Genomic DNA, 21,444 nt, shown 5'->3' with positions numbered 1-21,444 from the left:
ATCATCACAAAAGAGCTGGAACAGTGTTCCAGCTCTTTTTGCTGTCATAAGCATCTTATTTAATTAATTCGTAGATTGCTTCAGCATAAATAGCTGCTGAGCGATAAATATTTTCTAAAGGCATATACTCATTAGCTTGGTGCATAGTGTTTTCATCACCTGGGAACATCGCTCCAAAGGCCACACCACGTTCTAGCAAGCGCCCAAAGGTTCCTCCGCCGATAACTTGTTCGTAGCCTTTAAGACCTGTTTGTTTTTCGTAAACAGCAAGTAAGGTAGCTACTAATTCATCATCCATTGGCACATAATGAGGTGTATGTTCATGCTCAGAAAGGCTTACCTTAGTTAATCCTGGTAATTTTTCCAATCCTGCTTTTAAGGTTGCCGCATCAGTTCCTTTGGGATAGCGGAAATTCAAGGCGATGGTATTGTCAGCTGATTGACTATCAAAGGTGAAGACACCTGCGTTCATGCTCAGGGCTCCCATACGGTCATCAGTATAAGCAAGGCCTAGTTTTTCTGCCGCAAAGTCTTCATGAAGCACCTCACCTGCCACATGTAAATAATCCTTAGCAGCCCCTTCAAAGGTAAATTGATTCAGGAATTTAGCCAACAAGGTAGCACCATTAACACCCGCTTCTGGAGTCGACCCGTGAGCAGACTTACCAATAATAGTTACTTCAATTTTACCATCAGTAGCCTTCATAGAACCTTTAACACCATGTTCTGATAAAAATTGCTCCAAAGCTGCTTCTAGCACATCAAGGTCATGCGGTGCCGTAATGACAGCTGTGGCAGATTCTGGTACCATGTTTTCACGCAACCCACCTTGGAAGCGATGAAGCACAAAAGCGCCCTTGTTGTCACCAGCGAAATGGAGGTATTCAGTGATATTTCCTTTCTCACCATTGATAATTGGAAATTCAGCATCTGGTGAGAAACCAAAATCTGGATTTTTCAAGCCATTATGAGCAAAGTAATAATCCATATCCCCCCAGCCAGATTCTTCATCGGTACCAACAATGAAACGAACTTTTTTAGACACAGGAAGACCCAGTTCTTTAATGATTTTCAGAGCGTAGTAACACGCCATGGTTGGTCCTTTATCATCCGAAGACCCACGCGCATAGATGCGATCGTCTTTAATCACTGGCTCATAAGGGTCTGTATCCCAACCGCTACCAGCTGGCACAACATCAAGGTGACCAAAGATTCCTAGTACTTCATCACCTTGACCAAATTCAAAGTCACCTGCATAGTTATCAATATTACGCGTTTTGTAGCCATCACGCTCAGCCATTGCGAGGAAATGCTCCAAGGCCTTAACTGGACCTGGGCCAAATGGGTGTTTATCATCAGCTAATTGGTCATCGCGTTCTGAATTAATGCGTAATAGGTCAACTAAATCTGCTAGCATAGCTTTTTTACGTTTGTCAACTTCTGCTTTAAAATCAATGGTTGTCATTATACTCTCCTTATTCGTTTTAGGGATAATGTTTAACTTAAAATAAGCCAAAATAGTATCAGTCTAACAATAGTGGTCGCTCAGTAGCGCATCTGGACATTACATTTAACTAATTGTCCTGACTCTATCTTCTTTCGATGACTTCATCAACAGGCAAACGATAACTTGGTTCTGGTTTCTCGTCACTATAGCCAACAGTAATCAATAATTCTGGACGAAAACGCGGATCGATGTCTAAAATCTCATTGGTCGTTGACTTATCAAAACCAAGGATAATATTGGAAGCAATCTTTTGATCCGTCAAGGATAACACCAAGTTCATAGCCACAATGCCTGCATTAATAGCTAAGTACTCACCGGTTTGAACCTCATTAAAAGCAGCAAAACGTGGTGGCAAAGTCTCCATATAATAACCAATTAAGTCGTCTGGTAATGATTTGACACCGATACGGGCAATTTTACGAGAACGTAAAGCTAAATCAGTGTCTGAAAATAGCGCCACTACATATTGAGCCTGTTCAACCTGCACTTTATTTGCTAGAGGTAACCCTTTTGCTAACTCAGCTTTTTTCTCTTGAACGACTACAAATTTCCAAGGTTGAATGTTATTGGCACTAGGTGCTAAGGTTGCAATCTCAATGGCTGTTCGCAAATCCTCGTAGTCAACTGGCTGGTCATTAAAGGTCTTAATGGCATGGCGTTTTTTGTTTAACTCTAGAAATTTCATTTCAAAACTTCCTATCTAAATCTGTTTTTTTTAATACCATTTTATTTTACCATAAAATAGTTTTTAAAATCATAAACTCACTACACTTCGCAACCTTCTGAAAGTTTCAAAATAACGAACTGAAATGTCGTGCGTAACAAGTAGCGCCTTTTTACCTCATCAGTACTGAAAACATAACACTTATTTAAGGGGACGATCTATCATTTTTATTGTCTGTTATCTGTTGCTGTATTGCTTCAACTACTGTTTTAGGTATACCTAAAGCTTGAATCTCCTCAGAGGTAGCTGATGCAATCGCTGTTATGGTTTTAAAGTGTCTTAGTAATAACTGTTTTCGCTTTGGGCCAAGCCCTGAAATATGATCTAATGTTGATGAAAAAGAATTTTTACGTCGCACTTGTCTATGAAATGTAACTGCAAAGCGATGCACTTCGTCTTGAATCCGATGCAGTAAGAAAAACTCTTCAGAACGGCGCGGCAACGGTACAACTTCAAGTGGGTTTCCAAAAAGCAAATCATGGGTCTGGTGCTTATCGTTTTTTTGAAGTCCCGCAACAGGAATAGTGAGTCCAAGTTGTTTTTCTATCACATCTTTGGCCACATTGACTTGTCCAACGCCTCCATCAACAATAATCAAGTTAGGAGCTTGCAGTCCCTCCTTTTTCACCCGACTGTACCTTCGAAAAAGCACTTCTCTCATACTGGCATAATCATCTGGTCCCACCACTGTTTTAATCTTAAATTTACGATAATCTTTCTTACTAGGTTTGCCATCAACAAAAACAACCATAGCCGCAACTGGACTTGTCCCTTGAATGTTAGAATTATCAAAGGCTTCAATGCGCACAGGCTTGTCAATCCTAAGTAACTGACCTAAATTTTCGATAGCACCACTCGTTTTTTTGATATCTTTTTCTAATAAATCAAATTTTTGTTGCAGACTAACACGAGCATTCTTAGTAGCCAAAGCTACCAGTTGTTTTTTTTCACCGCGTTTGGGTTTGATGATTTTGGTTGGCACAATAGCGGCTACCAGTTCTTCATCAATAGCTTCTGGAATAAAGACTTCTTTAGGGATGAAATGCTGTTTATCTTGGTAAAATTGCCCCATATAAGTTAAGAAATCTTCTTCTGCATCGGTATAATAGGGAAAAAGGTTAACATCACGCTGAATTAATTTCCCTTGACGCACAAAGAAAACTTGGACACACATCCATCCCTTATCAACATAATAGCCAAAGATATCTCTATCTTGCAAATCCTTGCTCATCACCCGCTGCTTGGTGCGCATGGTGGCAATACCTGAAATCAAATCTCGATATTCAGCGGCACGTTCAAATGCCATTTCTTTAGAAGCTGCTAACATCTTAGAACGAAGATCTTCAATAATTTTGTCATCTTTACCATTTAAAAAGTGCTTAACATCATCAATTAAACGATCCCAATAGGCCTTGTCTGTATGACAAATGGTATGAGCACAGCACTGGCCTAAATGGTAATAAAAACAGACCTTATTGATAGGATTTTTACACTTTTTAAATGGAAAAATCCTATCTAATAACTTTTTAACTTCATTAGCAGTGTAAGAATCTGGGTAGGGCCCAAAGTACAATCCATCATTTTTCTTAATATATCTTGTAATCACTAACCGAGGAAAAGACTCATTTGTGATTTTGAGAAAGGGATAAGATTTATCATCTTTTAACTTGATGTTGTACTTAGGCATATTTTTTTGAATCAAGTTAATTTCCAACAAAAGCGCTTCGGTATCTGACTCTGTTACAATATATTCGAAATCTACAATCTCAGATACTAGTAACTCTGTTTTGGTATCATGGCTCCCACGAAAATAGGACCGGACGCGTTTTTTCAAATTCTTGGCCTTACCGACATAGATAATAGTTCCTTCTTTATCTTTATGTAAGTAACAGCCAGGGCTGTCTGGTAAGAGTTCTAGTTTATGTTTAATCAGTTCGTTCATGTTACTAGTTTATCAAATTTTTAAAATTTTGACTTTAAAAAAGAAGAGTGTAACGCCTTGATTGTTTATTAAGGCGAGCAGATCTCCTTTAACAATCTAGATCAAACTTTAGTATTGCCATTATTCGTTTTATTCGGAATATAGATAAGGTGTTCATTCACAAAAGATGTAAAGCCAAGCTCACTCAATTCACGACCATAGCCTGAATGTTTAATCCCACCAAATGGGAGTTCCGGAAGACTTGTCCAGCCTGAGTTGATAAAAGACATACCAGTTTCAATTTTAGCAGCTACGGCTTTCGCATGTTCTTGATTGCTACTAAAGATAGTACCTCCAAGGCCATAGTTAGAATCATTCGCCACTTCAATCGCTTCTTCTTCAGAAGACACTTTGTAGATTTCACCGACTGGGCCAAAGATTTCTTGATAGTAAATAGGGTTGTCTTTTGTGAGGCCAGCAATAATGGTTGGCATGACAAAATGACCTGGATGATCAATCGCTTCACCACCATAAACCAACTCCGCACCATGATCCAAGGCCAACTTAATTTGGTCAAGAACATCTGCTTTAGCTTGAGCTGATGATAATGGCGCCAACGTCGTTTCGGGATCCATTGGGTCACCCCATTTAGCTGTTTTGAAGACTTTTGTTAATAACTCTTTGAAACGGTCATAGTCTTTGTCAAGCACGATAAAACGTTTCGATGAGGTACATACTTGACCTGCATTGTAGAGACGAGAGAAGTAAAGCACCTTCTCTAATTGATCCCAATCCGCGTCATCAAGGATAATAAAGGCATCATCTCCACCCAATTCAAGGGTTGTTTTTTTCAAGTTTTTACCAGCTTCTTCTGCAATGCTAGCTCCTCCACGTTCGGAACCTGTCAAGCAGACACCAACCACACGTTTATCAGCAATCACTTGTGATACTTGGTCATAAGAAATAAACAAATTGGTAATACTACCTGCTTCAGCACCAGCTTCAAGAACTAATTCTTCGAAAGATTGGGCAGAGCGTGGGCAAATGGACGCGTGTTTTAAAACCATTGGGTTTCCAACAATAAAGTTTGGCGCAAAGACCCGCATGATTTGATAGTAAGGAAAATTCCAAGGCTCAACAGCTAGGATAACACCAGTTGATTGTTTCAAATAGTAAGCTTGACCTGAATCCGTTTCTAGTGGCGTAGACATCAAAAATTCATCTGCCTTATCAGCGTAGTAATCAGCAATATCGGCACAAAGATTTACTTCACCTTGGGCTTCTGTGAACAGTTTTCCCATGTCTTTGGTCATGATTTCAGCGTATTTATCGCGGTCACGACGAAGAATATTAGCCACTTGATGAAGCTGGGCTTTACGTTCTTCTAAATGATCTTCCTTGCGCCATTTTTTATAGAGAAGGTGAGCTCTTTCAAGGACATCTGCCAAACCTTGATCGGTCATATTATCAAATGTATGAAGGACTTCATTTGTATAAGGGTAAATAGTTTGATAAGCCATCACATATAGCCTCCTTTTCGTGATAACCTTAGTCTACCAGATTATGAAATCGATTTCAAAAAATGACTACGCTATTTTTAAAGGCTATTGTCTGTTACTCCGCAATACAATTCAGCAGAGCTTGATAATCTGACACCTCATAGGTAGGATGAACAGGGCTGTTATTCAGGAGATGCTTTGGGTTGTACCATAAGGTATCCATGCCAGCATTAATTCCACCTTGAACATCAGCCGATAAACTATCACCAATCATCAAAGCTTGATCAGGTTGGTAATTGGAAACCTGCTGGGTCATCCAATCATAGAAAGCTTTTTTAGGTTTTTGACTACCCGACTGTTCCGAAATGAAAATGGCTTTGAAGTAAGGTGCCAAACCAGACGCTTGCAATCGGCCTTGTTGAATCGTTGCGATGCCATTAGTTGCCGCATAAAGATTATAGCCTTGGGCAGTTAAGTCCGCTAACAGCTCCTTAGCACCAGCATAAACTTGCCCTTGATCTTTTAAATGCTTTTGATAACCTTCTGCTAACTGCCTGCCATCAACCGTCACTCCAAAATGAGCAAATAGCAGAGCAAAGCGAGAGTTAACCAAATCAGCTTTACTAATATCCCCACCTTCTAACTGTTTCCATAAGTTCTGATTCATCGGCTTATAGTAGTCCTTGTAAGCCTTAATATCAATAACCTGGTACTCTTCTAGCAACTTGGTCAAAGCAACCTCTTCTGCCGCATCAAAATCAAGTAGGGTATGGTCAAGGTCGAAAAAAAGAAAGTTGTAATGCACTTTTTGCCTCACTTTCTACTCCTGCTCAATTTTCCGTACAACTTGGCAAGGAACACCTGCCGCAAGGGAATTGACTGGAATATCATGGGTAACAACTGATCCTGACGCAATCACACAACCACTGCCAATAGTAACGCCGGGCATAACATTGACATTGGCACCAAACCAGACATTATCTCCTATGGTAATTGGTAAAGCTTTTTCAAGCCCCTCATTGCGGCGTTTATAATCTAGAGGGTGATTTGCCGTGTAAAAACCTGTCGAAGGACCTACAAAGACATTATCGCCCAAGGCAATCTTCGCCCCATCCATGAAATAACAATTGCTGTTAATAAAGCAATTCTTCCCAAAAGTAATGTTCTTACCATAGTCACAGATGAAAGGGCTGAGCAGGACCAAGCCCTCAAAAGATTGTCCAAAAAGTTGGTTTAAAACGGCAGAGCGTTCTTCTTCTCGACTAGGCTTTAATTGGTTTAAATCGAAACAGAGGTCTTGTGCCATCATGCGTTTTTGAATCAGTTCCGAATCAAAATTAGCATCATACCATTCGCCTCTAGTCATTTTGTCAAATTCTGTGGTCATAAGGTCTCCTTTTGAGGGTATTTTATTTGAGATGACAAACCTTAATCCACTTATCGGTTAACTGTTTGTTAACAGTGATTAAGGATTGTCGCCTCTTTAGAACAATTAGGGAAAGAGATTTTTTGTCAAAAGTGATAATAAATACACTTTCTACTACAAGAACACCTTTTTCTAGCCTAAGAACGGGTCAAACGTTTGCTTAACCGCTCCACAAACTCGTAGGTGGCTGGACAAATCAAGGTGTTCTTGAAGTGAGGTGATTAATCTGGTAGATTTTTTTACGGTCTGTGTGAGGGAATTCTCGGCAAGCTTTAGGCCTTACATCATAAGTGCTTCAAAGGTTATCCCCTCCTAAAAAAGGACAGGGCATGAACCGGAAAACCTTATCATCATCCTCATCCACGCGCAAGTAAGTCTTTTCAAAAGTCGCTAATTTCATTCGGAATAGTTTAGCGATTTTGACAATATCGGTCTCTGTCAAATCAGGTCCAAGGTCTTTGCAACAATTAGCACAGGACGTGCAATCAATCTCTTGAAAAACCTCCTGATGAATGTCCTGGACAATTTTGTCTAGATGTTTAGGTGGTTTTTTCTTTAAAGTCGCTAAAAACTTTCGGTGTTCAGCCTGCCTTTGCCAAGCAAGCTGGTGGTACTTTTCAATATCAATAGTTTTTGGTGGCATAATCCTTACTTTCTCAACTGAAGATGATTCTTAATTATAACATAGAAAAAAGGCCTTAGGACCTTTTTCAAGTTGACAATACCATACTTTTAACTCCTACTTAGCTTTTTCCAACCGTTGGCGCAACTGGTTGTACGTAGCCACTATTTTTTTCTTGTGCTTGGTAACATAAGCATAATCCTCTTTCAAAGTAGCTATCGTTTCTAAGGCTTTCATGTCGTGACTGGTTTGGGCATCTTGACGAATGGGTCGGTTACTGGTTGATTGGCCAAAGGCATTTTGCACATCACGTGATAACATAAAATTAATAAAGAGCTTAGCCTCTGTCATGTTTGGCGCATGTTTGATAATAGCAACAGAGGAGGGCACAAACACCGTTCCTTCTTTTGGATAAACAATGGAAACATTGGCACCACTTTTTTGCAGGTTGATACAAGGATCTTCGTAGGTTAGCCCAACAATCATCTTACCCTCAGCGACAGATTGATAGACTTCTGAAGAACTCGTAGCCCTAATAGAATTCATATTGACCAACAAGCGCTTCATGTAAGCCCAAGCGTCAGCGTTTGTGTACCCCCCCTTAGCTAACAATATATTAGTCAGCTGTGAGAAGGCACTTGATGAACTGTTGGGATCAGCAAAAGCAATTTTGCCTTTTAAAGCTGGTTGTAGCAAATCCTCATAACTGGTAATATGAAGTCCTCTTGCTAATTCGTTATTAACAATCAGTACACTGCCATTGATCGTATATGGGGTTGCGCGATGACTAGGCAATTGGTAATCTGAAATGACAGTAGAAACCTGCGGAGAAACATAAGATTCAAATAAATCTTTATGGCTTTCAAATTGAGTGTAATTGCCACCAAAGAAAATATCAGCGTTTAATGGTTTATCTTTTCGACCTAATTGATCAATAAGTTGGCCCGTCCCACCTTGGATTAATCTTACTTTAACCCCATACTTTTCCTCAAAGGCTGGAATAGTCCCTGTTAAAATAGTTTGGCTATTAGGAGTCAAGATAACTAATTCTTTAGCACTATCTTTTTTTGACGATGAGAATATATACATTGCAACGTTAACGATTGCTAGAATAATTATTACTAACAAAAAGCTTAATAGCCATTTGCGTTTGAGTTTTAACATGGCTTACTCCTATCGGTATCTTTCATAAAATGCTCTTCTTTAAAAGCCTTTACAGTTTGTCCTAGATACTTTTTAAAAACCCTATCAAAATAGCGATAGTCATAAATACCTACAGCTTGTGCTATTTCATATACCATTAAATCTGGTTCTTGTTGCATCAATTGAATTGCCTGATTAATCCGATATTGATTAATGTAATCACTTAAAGGCATCTGAAGATGCTTTTTGATATTTTGATAGATATAACTCTCACTATACCCTAAGTCATGAGCTAGGCGGCTCGTGCTGATCTTGTCTTGAAAATGAGCATGTACCCACTCCAAAATATCTTTGACTACTTCAGGAATCTGATCAGTCATCTGGGGTAAGGGAATATAGACGCAAGCATCTGTTTTTTGATTAGACCCCTTTTGCTTTTCTATTTTAGCAATAATGGTTTGAAGACATTCCCAAAGAGCTGCTTTTTCAATCGGTTTTGTTAAAAATTCAAGTACACCGTAGTGTATGGCAGACCTTGCATTTGGAAAATCAGCATAGCCAGATAAAATAATTTTGGCGTAAGTTTGATCTTTTGTTACTTCAAACATGTCAAAAGCTGTCATGATGGGCATGTTAATATCGGTTAAAACGATATCTGGTTGACTCTCTTTGATTAAAACAGCTCCTTCTTTGCCATCTTTAGCCTCGCCAATGACCAAAATATCTAAAGCTTTATAATCAATAGCGTATCGCAACCATTTCCTAATAATATGTTCATCTTCAATAATGACTAATTTGTACATAGACTACTCCTTAACATGGTAACTAACATTAAACTGTTTATCACCTTGATCAAAAACCAAGGATACTTCTGAAAAATGATACTTAAGCCGACGATAAGAGTTAATTAACCCATGGTGTGACTCTCCAGCTTCCAATTGCTCTCGAATCACTTTTTGGTGATGAGCATCAATTCCCGAACCATTATCTCTCACAGAAAAAATAATGTGGTCATCTTGATAATAACAAGCAATGTTAATCTTGACATCGTGTCGTTCTTTCAAGCCATATTTGATGGCATTTTCTATCAAAGGTAACAAGAACAATTTAGGCACTTCAAGACTATCAAGGTCTGGGGATAGGTTAATGCTATATTGCAATTCTTCAAACCGCACCTGATTAATCACTAAATAAGACTCGATGACACTTAAATCATCTTTGAGCAAGACAGGTTTGCTAGAATCCGTGAGACTATACCGCAACAATTTTGTCAATTGGATAACAATTTTTTCTGTTAGGGCAGAATCATAATGGCTCGTAATCAAAATGGTTTCTAGCGTATTGTAGAGGAAATGCGGATTGAATTGAGCTTCTAACATCCGTTTTTCAAATAATAATTTTTGAGTTTCCAAATCTAACGTTTTATCATGTAACTGTTGCAATCGCTCTACCATTTGATTGATTTGATCAGATAAATATTGAAATTCATCTTGACTCTCAAGGTCAATACGTCTTTTTTCTTGCCGAGAGATCGCACTCATATCTCTAACCATTTGATTGATTGCTCTTGAATTTTTAGCTGCAATTCGGTTAGCTAAACCACTTGATTTACGTTGCAAAATCACAAAGATAACAGCTGATGAAATAAGTGAAAATAACATCACCGATACCATTGGAATCAAGGGCCTATACATGTAAAGCCAAAGACCTCCTTGTAAGGCAACCTTTCTTGTGATAAAGGCTCGATTATCTTGAAAAACAAAATAATGGTGTAAATACTGGCTATTGATCTTATCTAGACTAGATGCTATAAACTCACGATTGGAAAACGTAAACGTATTGTCCAGCTTATCAGCAATGACCAACTCTGACGTCAATGTTTTTGTAGGATGAAGAAAATCTTTGCCACTCATCACTAAAAAAGCATATCCCTTTAGTTGGTTTTGATCTATCATTGGCTTAATGATCATCAAGTAGTGACCATCTTCACTATCCATAGCAACTTTAAACAAGGTTTTTGGAGGATGAGTTGCTCTCAAGACTTCTTGAATATAAACAGATTTACTAAAAACATTTCCTAAATGTGGGTTACTAGCAAATAAAAGGTCTTGACTAGGTGAAAATAGTAAAAGTTCTGGTGACGTTTGGCTGCTATGGCGCAAATGAAAATAGTGCTTGCTTAAATCAGCAGTGCTGAGGTTTTTATTTAAAAAAGGTAGTAAGCTATTTTTCCCTAAGTCATCCAGCAAGGCTTCTTGTTTGCTAATCAAACGGTGATAACGGGTTGCAGTGGCATTGATATCACGATAGAGGCCTAATTGTTGTGGCGCTAATGAAAAAATAATAAAAAGACCAATTAGCAACAATGATAACATTAACGATTGGTACGAAAAATGTCTAGAAATATCATCTTGTAATTGTTTTTTAAAATGTTCTTCCACCTGTTCACCTCGCATCTTAAGCTCCTTTCATTATAACAAATTTCTTAATGCTACTACGTTTTTCATCAAAACAAGTCTCATCATCTTAAAAGGAAAAAGGTAAGCAAAACAAGAAAACTTGTCTTACTTACCTTTATTGCTAGGAGATTATTAGCAAATACCTAAAAGTCCAAGGATAATGCCAAGGAACATGATACCAAACATAATCCAGTTGATATTCACTTTCTTTCGTAGAAGCCAAAAAGCTGCTAGTGTTACCATTAATGGTACAATACCAATAAACAATTGGTCAAGGTAATCTTGAATAGAAGCTGCTTCTTTGGCACCTTTCGCAGCAACTGTAAGAATCGTTTTAAATTTTACATTTGAAGCCGTCATTGAGCCTACCATCATTAACCCAAGCATACTTGAGGTTTTAGTGACGATTTTTATACCACCAGATTCGTAAAGTTTTTTGATAAATCCTGCACCTACAGAATAACCACCATAAAGGCTATAGTAGTGAATAATAAAAGCAGGAATATTGTACAAGAGTAAGAAGACAACAGCTCCCATGGCTGAGCCTGCACTTGCCAAGGAAATCCCGATACCTGCCGCAATAACCCTTAAAATTCCCCAGAAGAAGGAATCTCCAACTCCGGAGATAGGTCCCATTAGAGATGCTTTTACCGCCGTAATAGCACTAGCATCAAAATCAGGATCTTCACTGTTTTTCTTTTCCATCGATGCCACAAGACCCATGATAAAGTTATTGATGTGCATGGTGGCATTGAACCATGTTGTATGACGGACCAGTGCCTCTGCTTTATCCTTATCAGTCTTATAAAAACGATTGATGACTGGTAGTAAAGTGTAAATAACCCCTACTGCGTGGTATTGTGTTGCCCCAGTACGACTAGCATTCATCGTCCATGAGCGCCAAAAGACTGAGCGAAGCATTTTACGGTCTTCTTTAGTCAAATTATCTTGTGATGTCATGCGAAGAAGTCCTCCTCTTCTGATTCTTTAGAGTCAAAGGTTGTTTGTTTACTAATTGCACCTCTAGTAATTGCGTCTAATTCTAGATCACGTTGGGAACTAATGACGCAAATAACTGCTCCTAGGGCAGCAACTGCAACCGCTGGTAATTTCAAATAAGCTGTTAAGACAAAGCCCAATAGGTAAAAAACAGCTAATTTGTTGGTCCACAATAATTTCATCAGCATGGCAAAACCGACAGCTGGAAGAAGGCCTCCCGCAGCACTCAAGCCATTCATGAGATTTTGAGGAATGTGTTCCACAAAGGCATTAACAGGTCCACTACCTACTAAGATACCAATGAAAGAAATAGAGGCAATGATTAAGTAATAGATAATCCAAGTGCCATAGTGGAGCATCACTAGTTTACCTTGATGGTTAGCTGCTGCAGCTTTATCAACCATTGGAGCAAAGATATTCATGAAGACGTTTTTCAAAAACATAACCACAAAGGCTGCCAACATTCCAATTGGAACAGCTAGGGTCATGGCTGCTTTTTGGTCAATATGTGAAATAATGGTAAAGGTTGTTGCCATGGCAGTCGCTGTTACAGGCTCAGCTGCAATAACACCCCCAATATTCACATTTCCTAGGAAAAGAGCTTCTAGAGAGGCCCCCATTAAGATACCGACCTTCATATCTCCTAAAAGAAGACCTGTGACCAGTCCAACTACTAGGGGTCTTTCCATCATGCTTTGACCGGTTAAATAATTTCCCCCAAAACAAATCAATACAGCTAAAGCTGCCATTGTTGCTGGTACTAACATACTTTTTTACCTCTCTTTAGTTGACTAATTGGCTCAAATGGACCTTGGTATTTGATGGTAAGACTTGGTTAAAGACATCAAGTTCTGGTAAACTGACTAATTCCTTTGCGGCTGCCATTTCTTCTGGGTTAAGTAAAAGACTTGGTGTCACTTTGACTTTGCTTGCTGGGTCTGACTTATCAAAGCGCCCCACATTAGCCACATTAACAGCTTCTAAGTCTGGAACTTCTTTAGCAATGGCACAAGCATCTTTAACAGAATTGACAATCACAAAGATACGCTTGTCTTTGGCGCGTGGATCATTAAAGAGCTTAATCGAGTCTTCAACTGAACGAATAAGCAGTTTCATGCCGTTTGGCACAGCCATTTTAAGCGTCATTTGTGTGATTTCATTTTTTGCAGCTTCATCATTAGCCACTACTAAAAGCGGCGCATTTAACTCTTTGGTCCATACAACTGCCACTTGCCCGTGAATCAAACGGTCGTCAACACGAATTTGGGTAATCATTTGTCTTCCTCCTAGATATTAATCAAAAAAGTCATCTTCTGAATTTGTCTCAGGGACCAAATCCACTAACTGAACTTGCGATTCATTGATAACGGTTACAATTTCATCTTTAGTAAGCGCTTCGCCTGGTTTTAAAAACACCAACGACAATAAAGTGGCTAAGTTACTGTTTGTGATTAAAAAGATATTGTCTTTGCCACTGTTCATTACAGCGGTTACCATTTTCTGATTCACACTGCCGCCTAACAAATCAGTAAAAATAAGGCCCTGCTCATCTGCTGCTACCCCAGCGATAAAGTCATCAATCTGGCTAGTGTAGTCACTATCATCAACATAAGCATCAATGGTTTCAAGTGCCTGTCCCATACCTGCTAAAATGTCAATAGAGCTTTGCAAACCACTGGCTAGTCTGCCGTGACTCCCAATGAGAAATTTTCGTTTCATTCCTATCCTCCTCTATTAACAAAAACCGCTGAGTAAACGGTAATTGCTTATCTCAACCAGTTGTCCTTACTGAACTGGTTTAACGATAGGTTTATTTTATCAAATGAAAACGTTTTAAAAATGCATTATTCTCTTTAAAATGTAGACAATTCTACACAAATAAGATACAAAAAAAGAAATCAGTCAAACTGATTTCTCGTGTCTGATTACCAAATGCCCAAACTTAATTGCATGGCTAAACTGACAAGGGTGATAGCTACCCAGCAAATAGCTCCTAAAAGGATAGCCTGACCGCCCGTCTTAATCAGTTTAACCAGGTTTGTGTTTAAACCAATCGCTGCCATAGCCATCACGATAAAGAATTTTGATAAGGTTTTTAGGTAATGGAAACTATCGGCAGAAACTCCCAAACTGGTCATCAATGTTGTGATGAGAGAAGCTAATAAAAAGAAGAGGATGAAACGAGGGAATGACTTCCTAAGGCTAAAGTTTTCTTCTGTAACGATGTCGTGCTCTTTTTTCGCTCGGTAAAGGGATAAACCTAAAGTAATTGGGAGAATAGCCAAGGTGCGAGTCAATTTAACAATGGTTGCTCCATCTAGTGTATTGGAATGGTGAAGGGCATCCCAGGCCGTGGCCGTTGCAGTCACGGAAGAAGTGTCGTTAACAGCTGTCCCGGCAAAAATAGCAAAACCTTCATTAGATAAGCCTAGTAATTGTCCTAAACTTGGAAATAGCAAAGCTGCTAACATATTAAAGAGAAAAATGACTGAAATTGCCTTAGCAACCTCGTCATCCTTTGCCTTAATGACAGGAGCTGTCGCTGCAACAGCAGACCCCCCACAAATGGAAGATCCTACACCTACCAAGGTGGCTGTATTGACATCTAAGCGCAGCCATTTCTGTAAGCCATAAGCTACCAAAAGAGCTGTCGCAATAGTTGAAATGATAATCGGTAAAGACTGCATGCCCACTGCCATAACTTGGGTTAGGTTTAATCCAAAACCAAGCAAAACCACTGCTGTTTGTAAAATATACTTGGATGTAAAACTAATTCCCTCTTTAGTCTTGTCACGATGTTCATAAAACAAGGCTAACAACATTCCTAAAAGAATAGCAAAAACAGGTGCTCCAATAATGGGAAATAAGCGCCCTAAACACCAGGCTGGAAGAGCTAACAATAAGCAAAGTAACAGCCCTGGAAGTTTTCTTAAGTGAGTTGACATACTAACCTCCTTTTTTCATTCCCTATTATAGACCTTTTACAAAGGCTTGTAAAACTGACCCGTACGCCTCACCAATCCAGTGCTTGTGGGAATTTCAGTCATTTTGAAACCCTGTTATGTCTCATCAAACAATGTGAGCCATTGGGCATAGCCTTCTTTTTCCATCTGGTCATAAGGAATAAATTTAAGAGCTGCTGAATTGATACAGTAACGCAAGCCTCCAGCTTCTTTGGGGCCGTCACTAAAGACATGCCCCAAATGCGATCCTGCTTCACGGCTTTTAACCTCAACTCGTCTCATCCCATAAGAAGAGTCATCGTGGTTTGTGACCATACGATTTTCAATAGGTTTTGAAAAGGCAGGCCAACCACAGCCAGAATTAAATTTATCCAGTGATGAAAACAAGACCTCACCACTGACGATATCGACATAGATACCCTTCTCAAAAAAATTATCATATTCTCCTGTAAAGGGAGATTCTGTTGCTGCATGCTGGGTGACCTCGTAAGAAAGATCACCAATGCGTTGTTTTAACTCATCTGATGTTTCCATGGAAAACTCCTTTTGATGTTTTAGTGCTTACATTTTACCAAAAAAAGAGGTGAGCGGTAACTGATTTGTTCACAGCACCTCAGACAAGACGTTATACCTAGAGCTACTATCTTGATTCAAAAAAGAGAGAACCTTGAGGTTCTCTCTGAGTTTTACTTTCCATCAGTTAGGTAGCAAAAAGAGGATTAGTTGTTTTCTTGACGTTTTGCAACAGCTACAACTCCAGCTGTCGTCATGATAGCTACAGCAGCTGCTGTAAAGAATGGATTGGTTGTTTCGCCTGTTGCTGGCAATTGTCTGTGTGTGTCGTGAGCTGCCGGTGTTTTTGCGAGCTGATTACCACCTTGTGTTTGTGGTTTGTTTAGACCTCTATTAGAAGGGTTTTGAGGAGCAGGTGTCACGTCTTTTGATTGACCAGGGATCCGAGGGGTTTTTGGAGTATGTGGTGCAGTATCTGGGTTTTGAGGGACCTCTGGTGTTTTAGGAGCTGGTTTACCTGGTTGACCGTCTTTACCTGGAAGACCATCTTTGCCATCTTGGCCATCCTTACCATCTTTACCGTTTTGGCCGTCCTTGCCGTCTTTACCTGGAAGACCATCTTTACCGTTTTGGCCGTCCTTGCCAGCGGGACCTACTGGACCCTGGGCTCCTTTGTCACCAGTTTCGCCCTTGTCACCACGTGGACCTGCAGGGCCGGTCTCACCACGCTCGCCTTGTTTTCCAGTAGGACCTTGTTCTCCTTTTTCACCTGCAGGTCCTTTTGGACCAACAAAAAGTTTGCGTTGAATACCAGAATTCAAATATTCCATCCATTCTTCTTCAAGTTTTCCTCTTCGAGTCAGATAATCTACGAGAGACTGTATACTCTCTTTATCACCATTTAAAGTTTGTAAGTCATTAATTTCCACTAGCTTTTCAGAAAGTTGCTGTATGAGCTTTTCTTGCTCTCTTACTTTTTCATTTTCTTCCGCCTTAACCGCACTTGCACCTCCAAAGGTCAGCAAAAGAGCAGCCGCTGAGGTTAAGCCATAGCGACAAAGAAGGCTATGTTTTGTTTTGTTTTGTTTTGTTCACAGTTTTTGTTTCCTCTTTTTTCTTTAATAATATTAAATGTAGACCCACCTAATAATGAGATAACATTATAATATTATTATAACATTATGTGCGAATGATTGTAAAGTTCTTTTTGTATAAGATAACCATTTTTTGGTCATGTAGACCCACAAGAGTTCTCCTCTGAAGACTAAGCGATTAGGCTTGGTTATTTCTTGGTATCGTCATCCATTGAAAGAACACTCAAGAAGGCTTCTTGAGGGACTTCGACAGAACCAATAGCCTTCATCCGTTTTTTACCAGCCTTTTGTTTTTCGAGCAATTTACGTTTACGAGACACGTCACCACCATAACACTTCGCTAAAACGTTTTTACGAAGGGCCTTGATGTCTGAACGCGCAACAATTTTTTGACCAATAGCGGCTTGGATCGGAACTTCAAACTGTTGACGTGGAATGATTTTTTTCAATTTCTCAACAATAATTTTCCCGCGTTCATAAGCAAATTCTTTATGAACAATAAAGCTGAGCGCATCGACCTTATCACCGTTCAAAAGAATGTCCATTTTCACCAATTGTGACCTGCGGTATTCTGACATGTCATAATCAAAACTCGCATAGCCTCGCGTTGAGGATTTCAATTTATCAAAGAAATCAAACACAATTTCAGCCAGCGGGATTTGGTAGATCACATTGACACGGTTATCATCAATGTAATCCATGGTCACAAAATCACCACGCTTGCGCTGCGATAATTCCATAACAGCCCCTACGAACTCTTGTGGCACCATGATTTGCGCTTTAACATAAGGCTCTTCAATAAAAGCCACCCGTGTTGGGTCTGGAAATTCTGAAGGGTTAGACACTTCAATCATGTCCTCATCTGTTGTGTGAACATGGTAGACTACAGATGGTGCTGTCATGATCAAATCAATGTTAAATTCACGTTCCAAACGTTCTTGAATCACATCCATGTGAAGCAAGCCTAAAAAACCGCATCGAAAACCAAATCCAAGCGCTTGTGACGTTTCGGGTTCAAACTGTAAACTGGCATCGTTCAGTTGTAATTTTTCAAGTGCTTCACGCAAGTCATTGTATTTATTTGATTCAATCGGATAAATCCCTGCAAAGACCATCGGGTTCATCTGCTTGTAGCCATGCAAGGCTTCCTTAGCAGGGTTATTAGCTAAAGTCACCGTATCCCCCACACGGGTATCTGCTACCGTTTTGATAGAAGCCGCAACATAACCAACATCTCCCGTCGCAAGGAAATCTCGTCCAACTGCCTTAGGAGTGAAAATCCCAACTTCTGTAACATCAAAGGTTTTTCCATTAGACATCATCTGGATTTTATCGCCAGGCTTGACAATACCGTTCACAATCCGAACCTGCAAAATTACCCCTCGGTAAGCATCATACACAGAGTCAAAAATCAAGGCCTGTAAAGGCGCATCCACATCACCCGTAGGAGCAGGAACCTTCTCAACAATTTGCTCAAGAATCTCTTCGATCCCAATACCAGCCTTGGCTGATGCCAGAACAGCCTCAGAAGCATCAAGTCCAATGACATCTTCTACTTCATGACGGACTCTCTCAGGGTCAGCAGCAGGCAAATCAATTTTATTGATAACCGGTAAAATTTCCAAATCATTATCAAGGGCTAGGTAAACATTAGCCAATGTCTGCGCTTCAATTCCCTGCGCTGCATCAACAACTAAAATCGCTCCCTCACAGGCTGCCAACGAACGCGATACTTCATAAGTAAAGTCCACATGCCCTGGGGTATCAATAAGGTGGAAAATGTAGGTTTCCCCATCTTTAGCCGTGTAATTAAGCTCAATGGCGTTTAACTTGATGGTAATCCCACGCTCACGCTCCAAATCCATGGAGTCCAATAACTGAGCCTGCATTTCACGAGACGAAACCGTCTCTGTCTTTTCCAAAATGCGGTCAGCGAGAGTAGATTTGCCATGGTCAATATGTGCGATAATGGAGAAATTACGAATCTTCTCCTGACGTTTTTTTAAATCTTGACTGTTCATTCTATTTTCCTATACATTTAGTCTTTCCTTCTATTATAACAAAAAAGGTAGGCCTTTGCCTATCTTTTCTTACGGATTATCTTGCAAGAGAATAGCGGAGCTACCAAGATTACTTTGATGAGATCAAAGAGCGATCTCACGCCTAGCAGAGTCTCTTGAATGAGACCCATGCACCATGTTAAAAATACCTCCATCATCACCAGGAGCCTGAGCAAAATTCTCACGAATGGTTCCGCAAAGAGCATCCTTAGGATTGGTTACTCTCATCATGGTTCAAAAAGACAAAACCACCTTAGTCCCCAAGAATTATCCCAATTAAAACAGGACCACTTGTCATGTAAGCTTTAAGTTTAGGATCAAAAGGTTTATCACCAAGGCCTCGTCGTGCTTAGCCAAGTATTTCGAACTAGCTTGTCTTAGCTCGAATCGCTTAAACGTAAATCTTAGGCGTTCAATCCACCGTAAAACCTCTCCAACTACCTCCCCTTGCTTAACCCCATATGGCTTAATCATAAAAAATGTTTGTTCCATCACACTACTCTTCTTTTGCCTATTATAACATGAAAACGCTTTAACAGAAAGAATAGGAAGGTATCCGACTGCTGGTATTAACCCTCTTTCTCAAGTTATCATCGGCAATGTTGAATGGAGACCATTCAAAACAGCATAGCTCGTAAACTAAAAAGGCTTTATATCAATAGATTGGACTACCTGTCCCCGACTATACCACGACCTTTTGGACAAGGTCTTTTTTTATTTGTCTAATTCCACCATCACCTCCGCCACCCTCTCCTCGATCACAATCTCACACGATCTCACAGACTCGTGCGGCAACACATAATCAAATATCAATCCGTTTTTACGCACGATCGCTACTGTGTCTGCTGTGATATATCCATTGTCAATCGCTTGCTTAAACTCGTCGTATGTTAGCATGTAAATCCTCCTTATCTTATTATTCGTAAAAAGTCCCTTAAAAAGGACTTTTTTGTTTTAGTCTGGTTTAATGGACTAAAAAAACAGACTGGCAAAAACTGCAGTCTGTTTAATTTATGGATTACTACCATATTTCTCAACCCTCATAGCTAAGCTACTATGTCATTAATTATATTGTAAATTTAAAATTAGATATTGTCAGTCCTTTGGTAAAAAATCATCTACTGATACATTAAATATTTTCCGTAGCTTAACTAAATCTTGGAGTGTAGCTCTACGCTTCCCGTTTTCCATCATGCCGATTGTTTGCTGATTGGTATCTAATAACTCCGCAAGTTGACTTTGATTTAGTTTAGCAAGTTTCCTTTGATGTCTTATTTGTTCCCCGACAAATTCATATAATTCCATTTTTTTAATCTCCTGTTGAGTTTATATTACAACAAAAATAACTTAAAAACAAGATTATTTTTTAAAAAACAAAAAAATCTTTTAAAAACACTTTACAAATACAAGATAATCTTGTATAATAATATCATAAGGTAAGGAAAGAAGGTGAGACCAATGAACAAAGAAGACTATCTAAGGTTACTTGAAAAAGTAATTGATAGCACACCAGCTTACATAACCGCAGTAGCCAGTTTTATCACAGCTCTAAGCGTTAGCAAGCAAACAAAAAAGCGAAAACCCAAGCCTCGCAAGCATAAGTAATCGCTAATGGACAGAGGGGAGCAGTAACTCCCCTACCCTGTCCTTATTATAACAAAAGAAAAGAGGTCATGCAATGGTAATGACTATCGCAATATTAATCATCATTATCAATGTTTATCTATGTAATAAGGAGAAATAAAATGGAATATGGAAATAAAATTTTTGAAATTTACAATAAACCCTTTAAATATCGTAACAGTTCATCAACTAACTACAATAAAGTTAGAGCTAGCGGTATCGAGCCAAACACAAAATTTGTAGTTAACAAAACAGCAAATATTAATTGTGCAGTATATCCTCGACATGGATCGATTGAAAAAGTTTTTTACTGGGGTGATAGAAAAATCACTCAAGCGACTGCTGAAAAACGTTGTGGGTATTTTAAGGGGTAATACTTATGACTACTATAACTCTCAAAACTTTTACATTTTACACTATTAATGACGAGTCTTTTTTTATAAAACATATTGATTCTGGCAACAAAAACAGTCCTATAAAAAGGACTTTTTGTTTTAGTCTGGTTTAATGGACTAAAAAATAATTTTAAAAAAGGTATTGACTAAGGTGCTACCTAATGTTATAATAAATATGTAAGTAAGACAAAGGCTTACAAAAAAATAAATCGCAAGACCTGAAAGAGGTCGAGGAGGACAATATGAAATACTTTGTAACAGACATCGAAAACATTGACAACATCACAGTTTTTGAAGAGTTTGGCTTTGACTTTACTGAATCAGAAGAAGGCATTTGGTACACAGAAGAAAAAGCAATGTTTGACTGGTGGAACGAGCTTGCTCAAGCAATCGAATTTTTAAACGATAACGAGATTAACGCAGAAACCAACGAACTAGCAGATTATATAACAATCGCTAAAGAAAACGGATTTGAATTTTAGTATAAAGAGGGCAA

22 protein-coding genes and 2 pseudogenes are annotated in these 21,444 nt (G+C 39.1%); 3 read left to right on the top strand and 21 right to left on the bottom strand.

Annotated elements, in window-relative coordinates; all coding sequences use genetic code 11:
* Positions 1–55: 55 nt before the first annotated feature.
* From pepV to B6D67_RS04565, 21 genes and pseudogenes are all read right to left on the bottom strand, one after another.
* A complete protein-coding gene (gene pepV / locus B6D67_RS04670; protein WP_010922267.1) occupies positions 56–1,465 on the bottom strand; it encodes a dipeptidase PepV in 1,410 nt (469 codons plus the stop codon).
* Between the two features lie 124 nt (positions 1,466–1,589).
* Positions 1,590–2,192, bottom strand: a complete 603-nt coding sequence (locus B6D67_RS04665) for a nitroreductase family protein (RefSeq protein ID WP_002989923.1) — start codon at positions 2,190–2,192, stop codon at positions 1,590–1,592.
* A gap of 184 nt (positions 2,193–2,376) precedes the next feature.
* Entirely contained in the window at positions 2,377–4,173 is a 1,797-nt protein-coding gene (uvrC, locus tag B6D67_RS04660) for an excinuclease ABC subunit UvrC (protein WP_010922266.1), read from the bottom strand.
* Positions 4,174–4,274: 101 nt separating this feature from the next.
* Positions 4,275–5,672: an NAD-dependent succinate-semialdehyde dehydrogenase gene (locus tag B6D67_RS04655; RefSeq protein WP_010922265.1), complete on the bottom strand. Its 1,398-nt coding sequence runs from the start codon at positions 5,670–5,672 to the stop codon at positions 4,275–4,277.
* Between the two features lie 94 nt (positions 5,673–5,766).
* Positions 5,767–6,456 carry a pyrimidine 5'-nucleotidase PynA gene (pynA, locus tag B6D67_RS04650; RefSeq protein WP_011285513.1) on the bottom strand — a complete coding sequence of 230 codons (690 nt, stop codon included), beginning with the start codon at positions 6,454–6,456 and terminating at the stop codon, positions 5,767–5,769.
* Positions 6,457–6,471: 15 nt separating this feature from the next.
* Complete coding sequence (locus B6D67_RS04645) at positions 6,472–7,038, bottom strand: sugar O-acetyltransferase (RefSeq protein WP_010922263.1); 567 nt, start codon at positions 7,036–7,038, stop codon at positions 6,472–6,474.
* A gap of 176 nt (positions 7,039–7,214) precedes the next feature.
* Positions 7,215–7,720: pseudogene (locus B6D67_RS04640) on the bottom strand (YkgJ family cysteine cluster protein).
* A 96-nt stretch (positions 7,721–7,816) separates the two neighbouring features.
* Positions 7,817–8,863, bottom strand: coding sequence for an extracellular solute-binding protein (locus B6D67_RS04635; protein WP_015055942.1), 1,047 nt, complete (start codon positions 8,861–8,863; stop codon positions 7,817–7,819).
* A complete protein-coding gene (locus B6D67_RS04630) occupies positions 8,857–9,645 on the bottom strand; it encodes a response regulator transcription factor (RefSeq protein ID WP_010922260.1) in 789 nt (262 codons plus the stop codon). Before B6D67_RS04630 ends, B6D67_RS04635 begins: the two co-directional genes overlap by 7 nt.
* 3 nt (positions 9,646–9,648) lie before the next feature.
* Positions 9,649–11,298 (bottom strand): sensor histidine kinase, encoded by a 1,650-nt coding sequence (locus tag B6D67_RS04625; protein WP_011285511.1) that lies wholly within the window; start codon positions 11,296–11,298, stop codon positions 9,649–9,651.
* 135 nt (positions 11,299–11,433) lie between these two features.
* The gene (locus B6D67_RS04620; protein WP_002989931.1) at positions 11,434–12,261 is read right to left on the bottom strand and encodes a PTS system mannose/fructose/sorbose family transporter subunit IID; all 828 of its coding nucleotides are present in this window, start codon (positions 12,259–12,261) and stop codon (positions 11,434–11,436) included.
* On the bottom strand, positions 12,258–13,067 hold the full coding sequence (locus B6D67_RS04615; RefSeq protein ID WP_002984844.1) for a PTS mannose/fructose/sorbose/N-acetylgalactosamine transporter subunit IIC: 810 nt from the start codon (positions 13,065–13,067) through the stop codon (positions 12,258–12,260). Before B6D67_RS04615 ends, B6D67_RS04620 begins: the two co-directional genes overlap by 4 nt.
* A 16-nt stretch (positions 13,068–13,083) precedes the next feature.
* The gene (locus B6D67_RS04610; protein ID WP_002984845.1) at positions 13,084–13,575 is read right to left on the bottom strand and encodes a PTS sugar transporter subunit IIB; all 492 of its coding nucleotides are present in this window, start codon (positions 13,573–13,575) and stop codon (positions 13,084–13,086) included.
* 18 nt (positions 13,576–13,593) lie between these two features.
* Positions 13,594–14,019, bottom strand: a complete 426-nt coding sequence (locus B6D67_RS04605; RefSeq protein ID WP_002989935.1) for a PTS sugar transporter subunit IIA — start codon at positions 14,017–14,019, stop codon at positions 13,594–13,596.
* A 206-nt stretch (positions 14,020–14,225) separates the two neighbouring features.
* On the bottom strand, positions 14,226–15,245 hold the full coding sequence (locus B6D67_RS04600) for a YeiH family protein (RefSeq protein ID WP_010922256.1): 1,020 nt from the start codon (positions 15,243–15,245) through the stop codon (positions 14,226–14,228).
* Between the two features lie 114 nt (positions 15,246–15,359).
* On the bottom strand, positions 15,360–15,797 hold the full coding sequence (msrB, locus tag B6D67_RS04595) for a peptide-methionine (R)-S-oxide reductase MsrB (RefSeq protein WP_010922255.1): 438 nt from the start codon (positions 15,795–15,797) through the stop codon (positions 15,360–15,362).
* Between the two features lie 185 nt (positions 15,798–15,982).
* The gene (gene slc2, locus B6D67_RS04590; RefSeq protein WP_029714016.1) at positions 15,983–16,801 is read right to left on the bottom strand and encodes an LPXTG-anchored collagen-like adhesin Scl2/SclB; all 819 of its coding nucleotides are present in this window, start codon (positions 16,799–16,801) and stop codon (positions 15,983–15,985) included.
* Positions 16,802–17,058: 257 nt separating this feature from the next.
* Positions 17,059–18,891, bottom strand: a complete 1,833-nt coding sequence (gene lepA / locus B6D67_RS04585) for a translation elongation factor 4 (RefSeq protein ID WP_010922253.1) — start codon at positions 18,889–18,891, stop codon at positions 17,059–17,061.
* 123 nt (positions 18,892–19,014) lie between these two features.
* A pseudogene (locus B6D67_RS10235) lies at positions 19,015–19,422 on the bottom strand (nucleoside-diphosphate kinase).
* Positions 19,423–19,644: 222 nt separating this feature from the next.
* Positions 19,645–19,827 (bottom strand): competence regulator inhibitor paratox, encoded by a 183-nt coding sequence (locus B6D67_RS04570; RefSeq protein ID WP_029714017.1) that lies wholly within the window; start codon positions 19,825–19,827, stop codon positions 19,645–19,647.
* Positions 19,828–20,025: 198 nt separating this feature from the next.
* Entirely contained in the window at positions 20,026–20,235 is a 210-nt protein-coding gene (locus tag B6D67_RS04565) for a helix-turn-helix domain-containing protein (RefSeq protein WP_011054450.1), read from the bottom strand.
* A gap of 153 nt (positions 20,236–20,388) precedes the next feature.
* Here B6D67_RS04565 and B6D67_RS10230 point away from each other — a divergent pair, with 153 nt between their 5' ends.
* From B6D67_RS10230 to B6D67_RS04555, 3 genes are all read left to right on the top strand, one after another.
* Complete coding sequence (locus B6D67_RS10230; protein ID WP_011054449.1) at positions 20,389–20,535, top strand: hypothetical protein; 147 nt, start codon at positions 20,389–20,391, stop codon at positions 20,533–20,535.
* 140 nt (positions 20,536–20,675) lie between these two features.
* Positions 20,676–20,927, top strand: a complete 252-nt coding sequence (locus tag B6D67_RS04560; RefSeq protein ID WP_011054448.1) for a hypothetical protein — start codon at positions 20,676–20,678, stop codon at positions 20,925–20,927.
* Positions 20,928–21,190: 263 nt separating this feature from the next.
* Complete coding sequence (locus B6D67_RS04555) at positions 21,191–21,430, top strand: hypothetical protein (protein ID WP_011054447.1); 240 nt, start codon at positions 21,191–21,193, stop codon at positions 21,428–21,430.
* Positions 21,431–21,444: the final 14 nt, after the last annotated feature.

The sequence above is a fragment of the Streptococcus pyogenes genome (genome assembly GCF_002055535.1).
GTDB lineage: Bacteria > Bacillota > Bacilli > Lactobacillales > Streptococcaceae > Streptococcus > Streptococcus pyogenes.
Note: the sequence above shows the minus strand (reverse complement) of the source record. Positions and strands in the feature narration are given on the sequence as shown.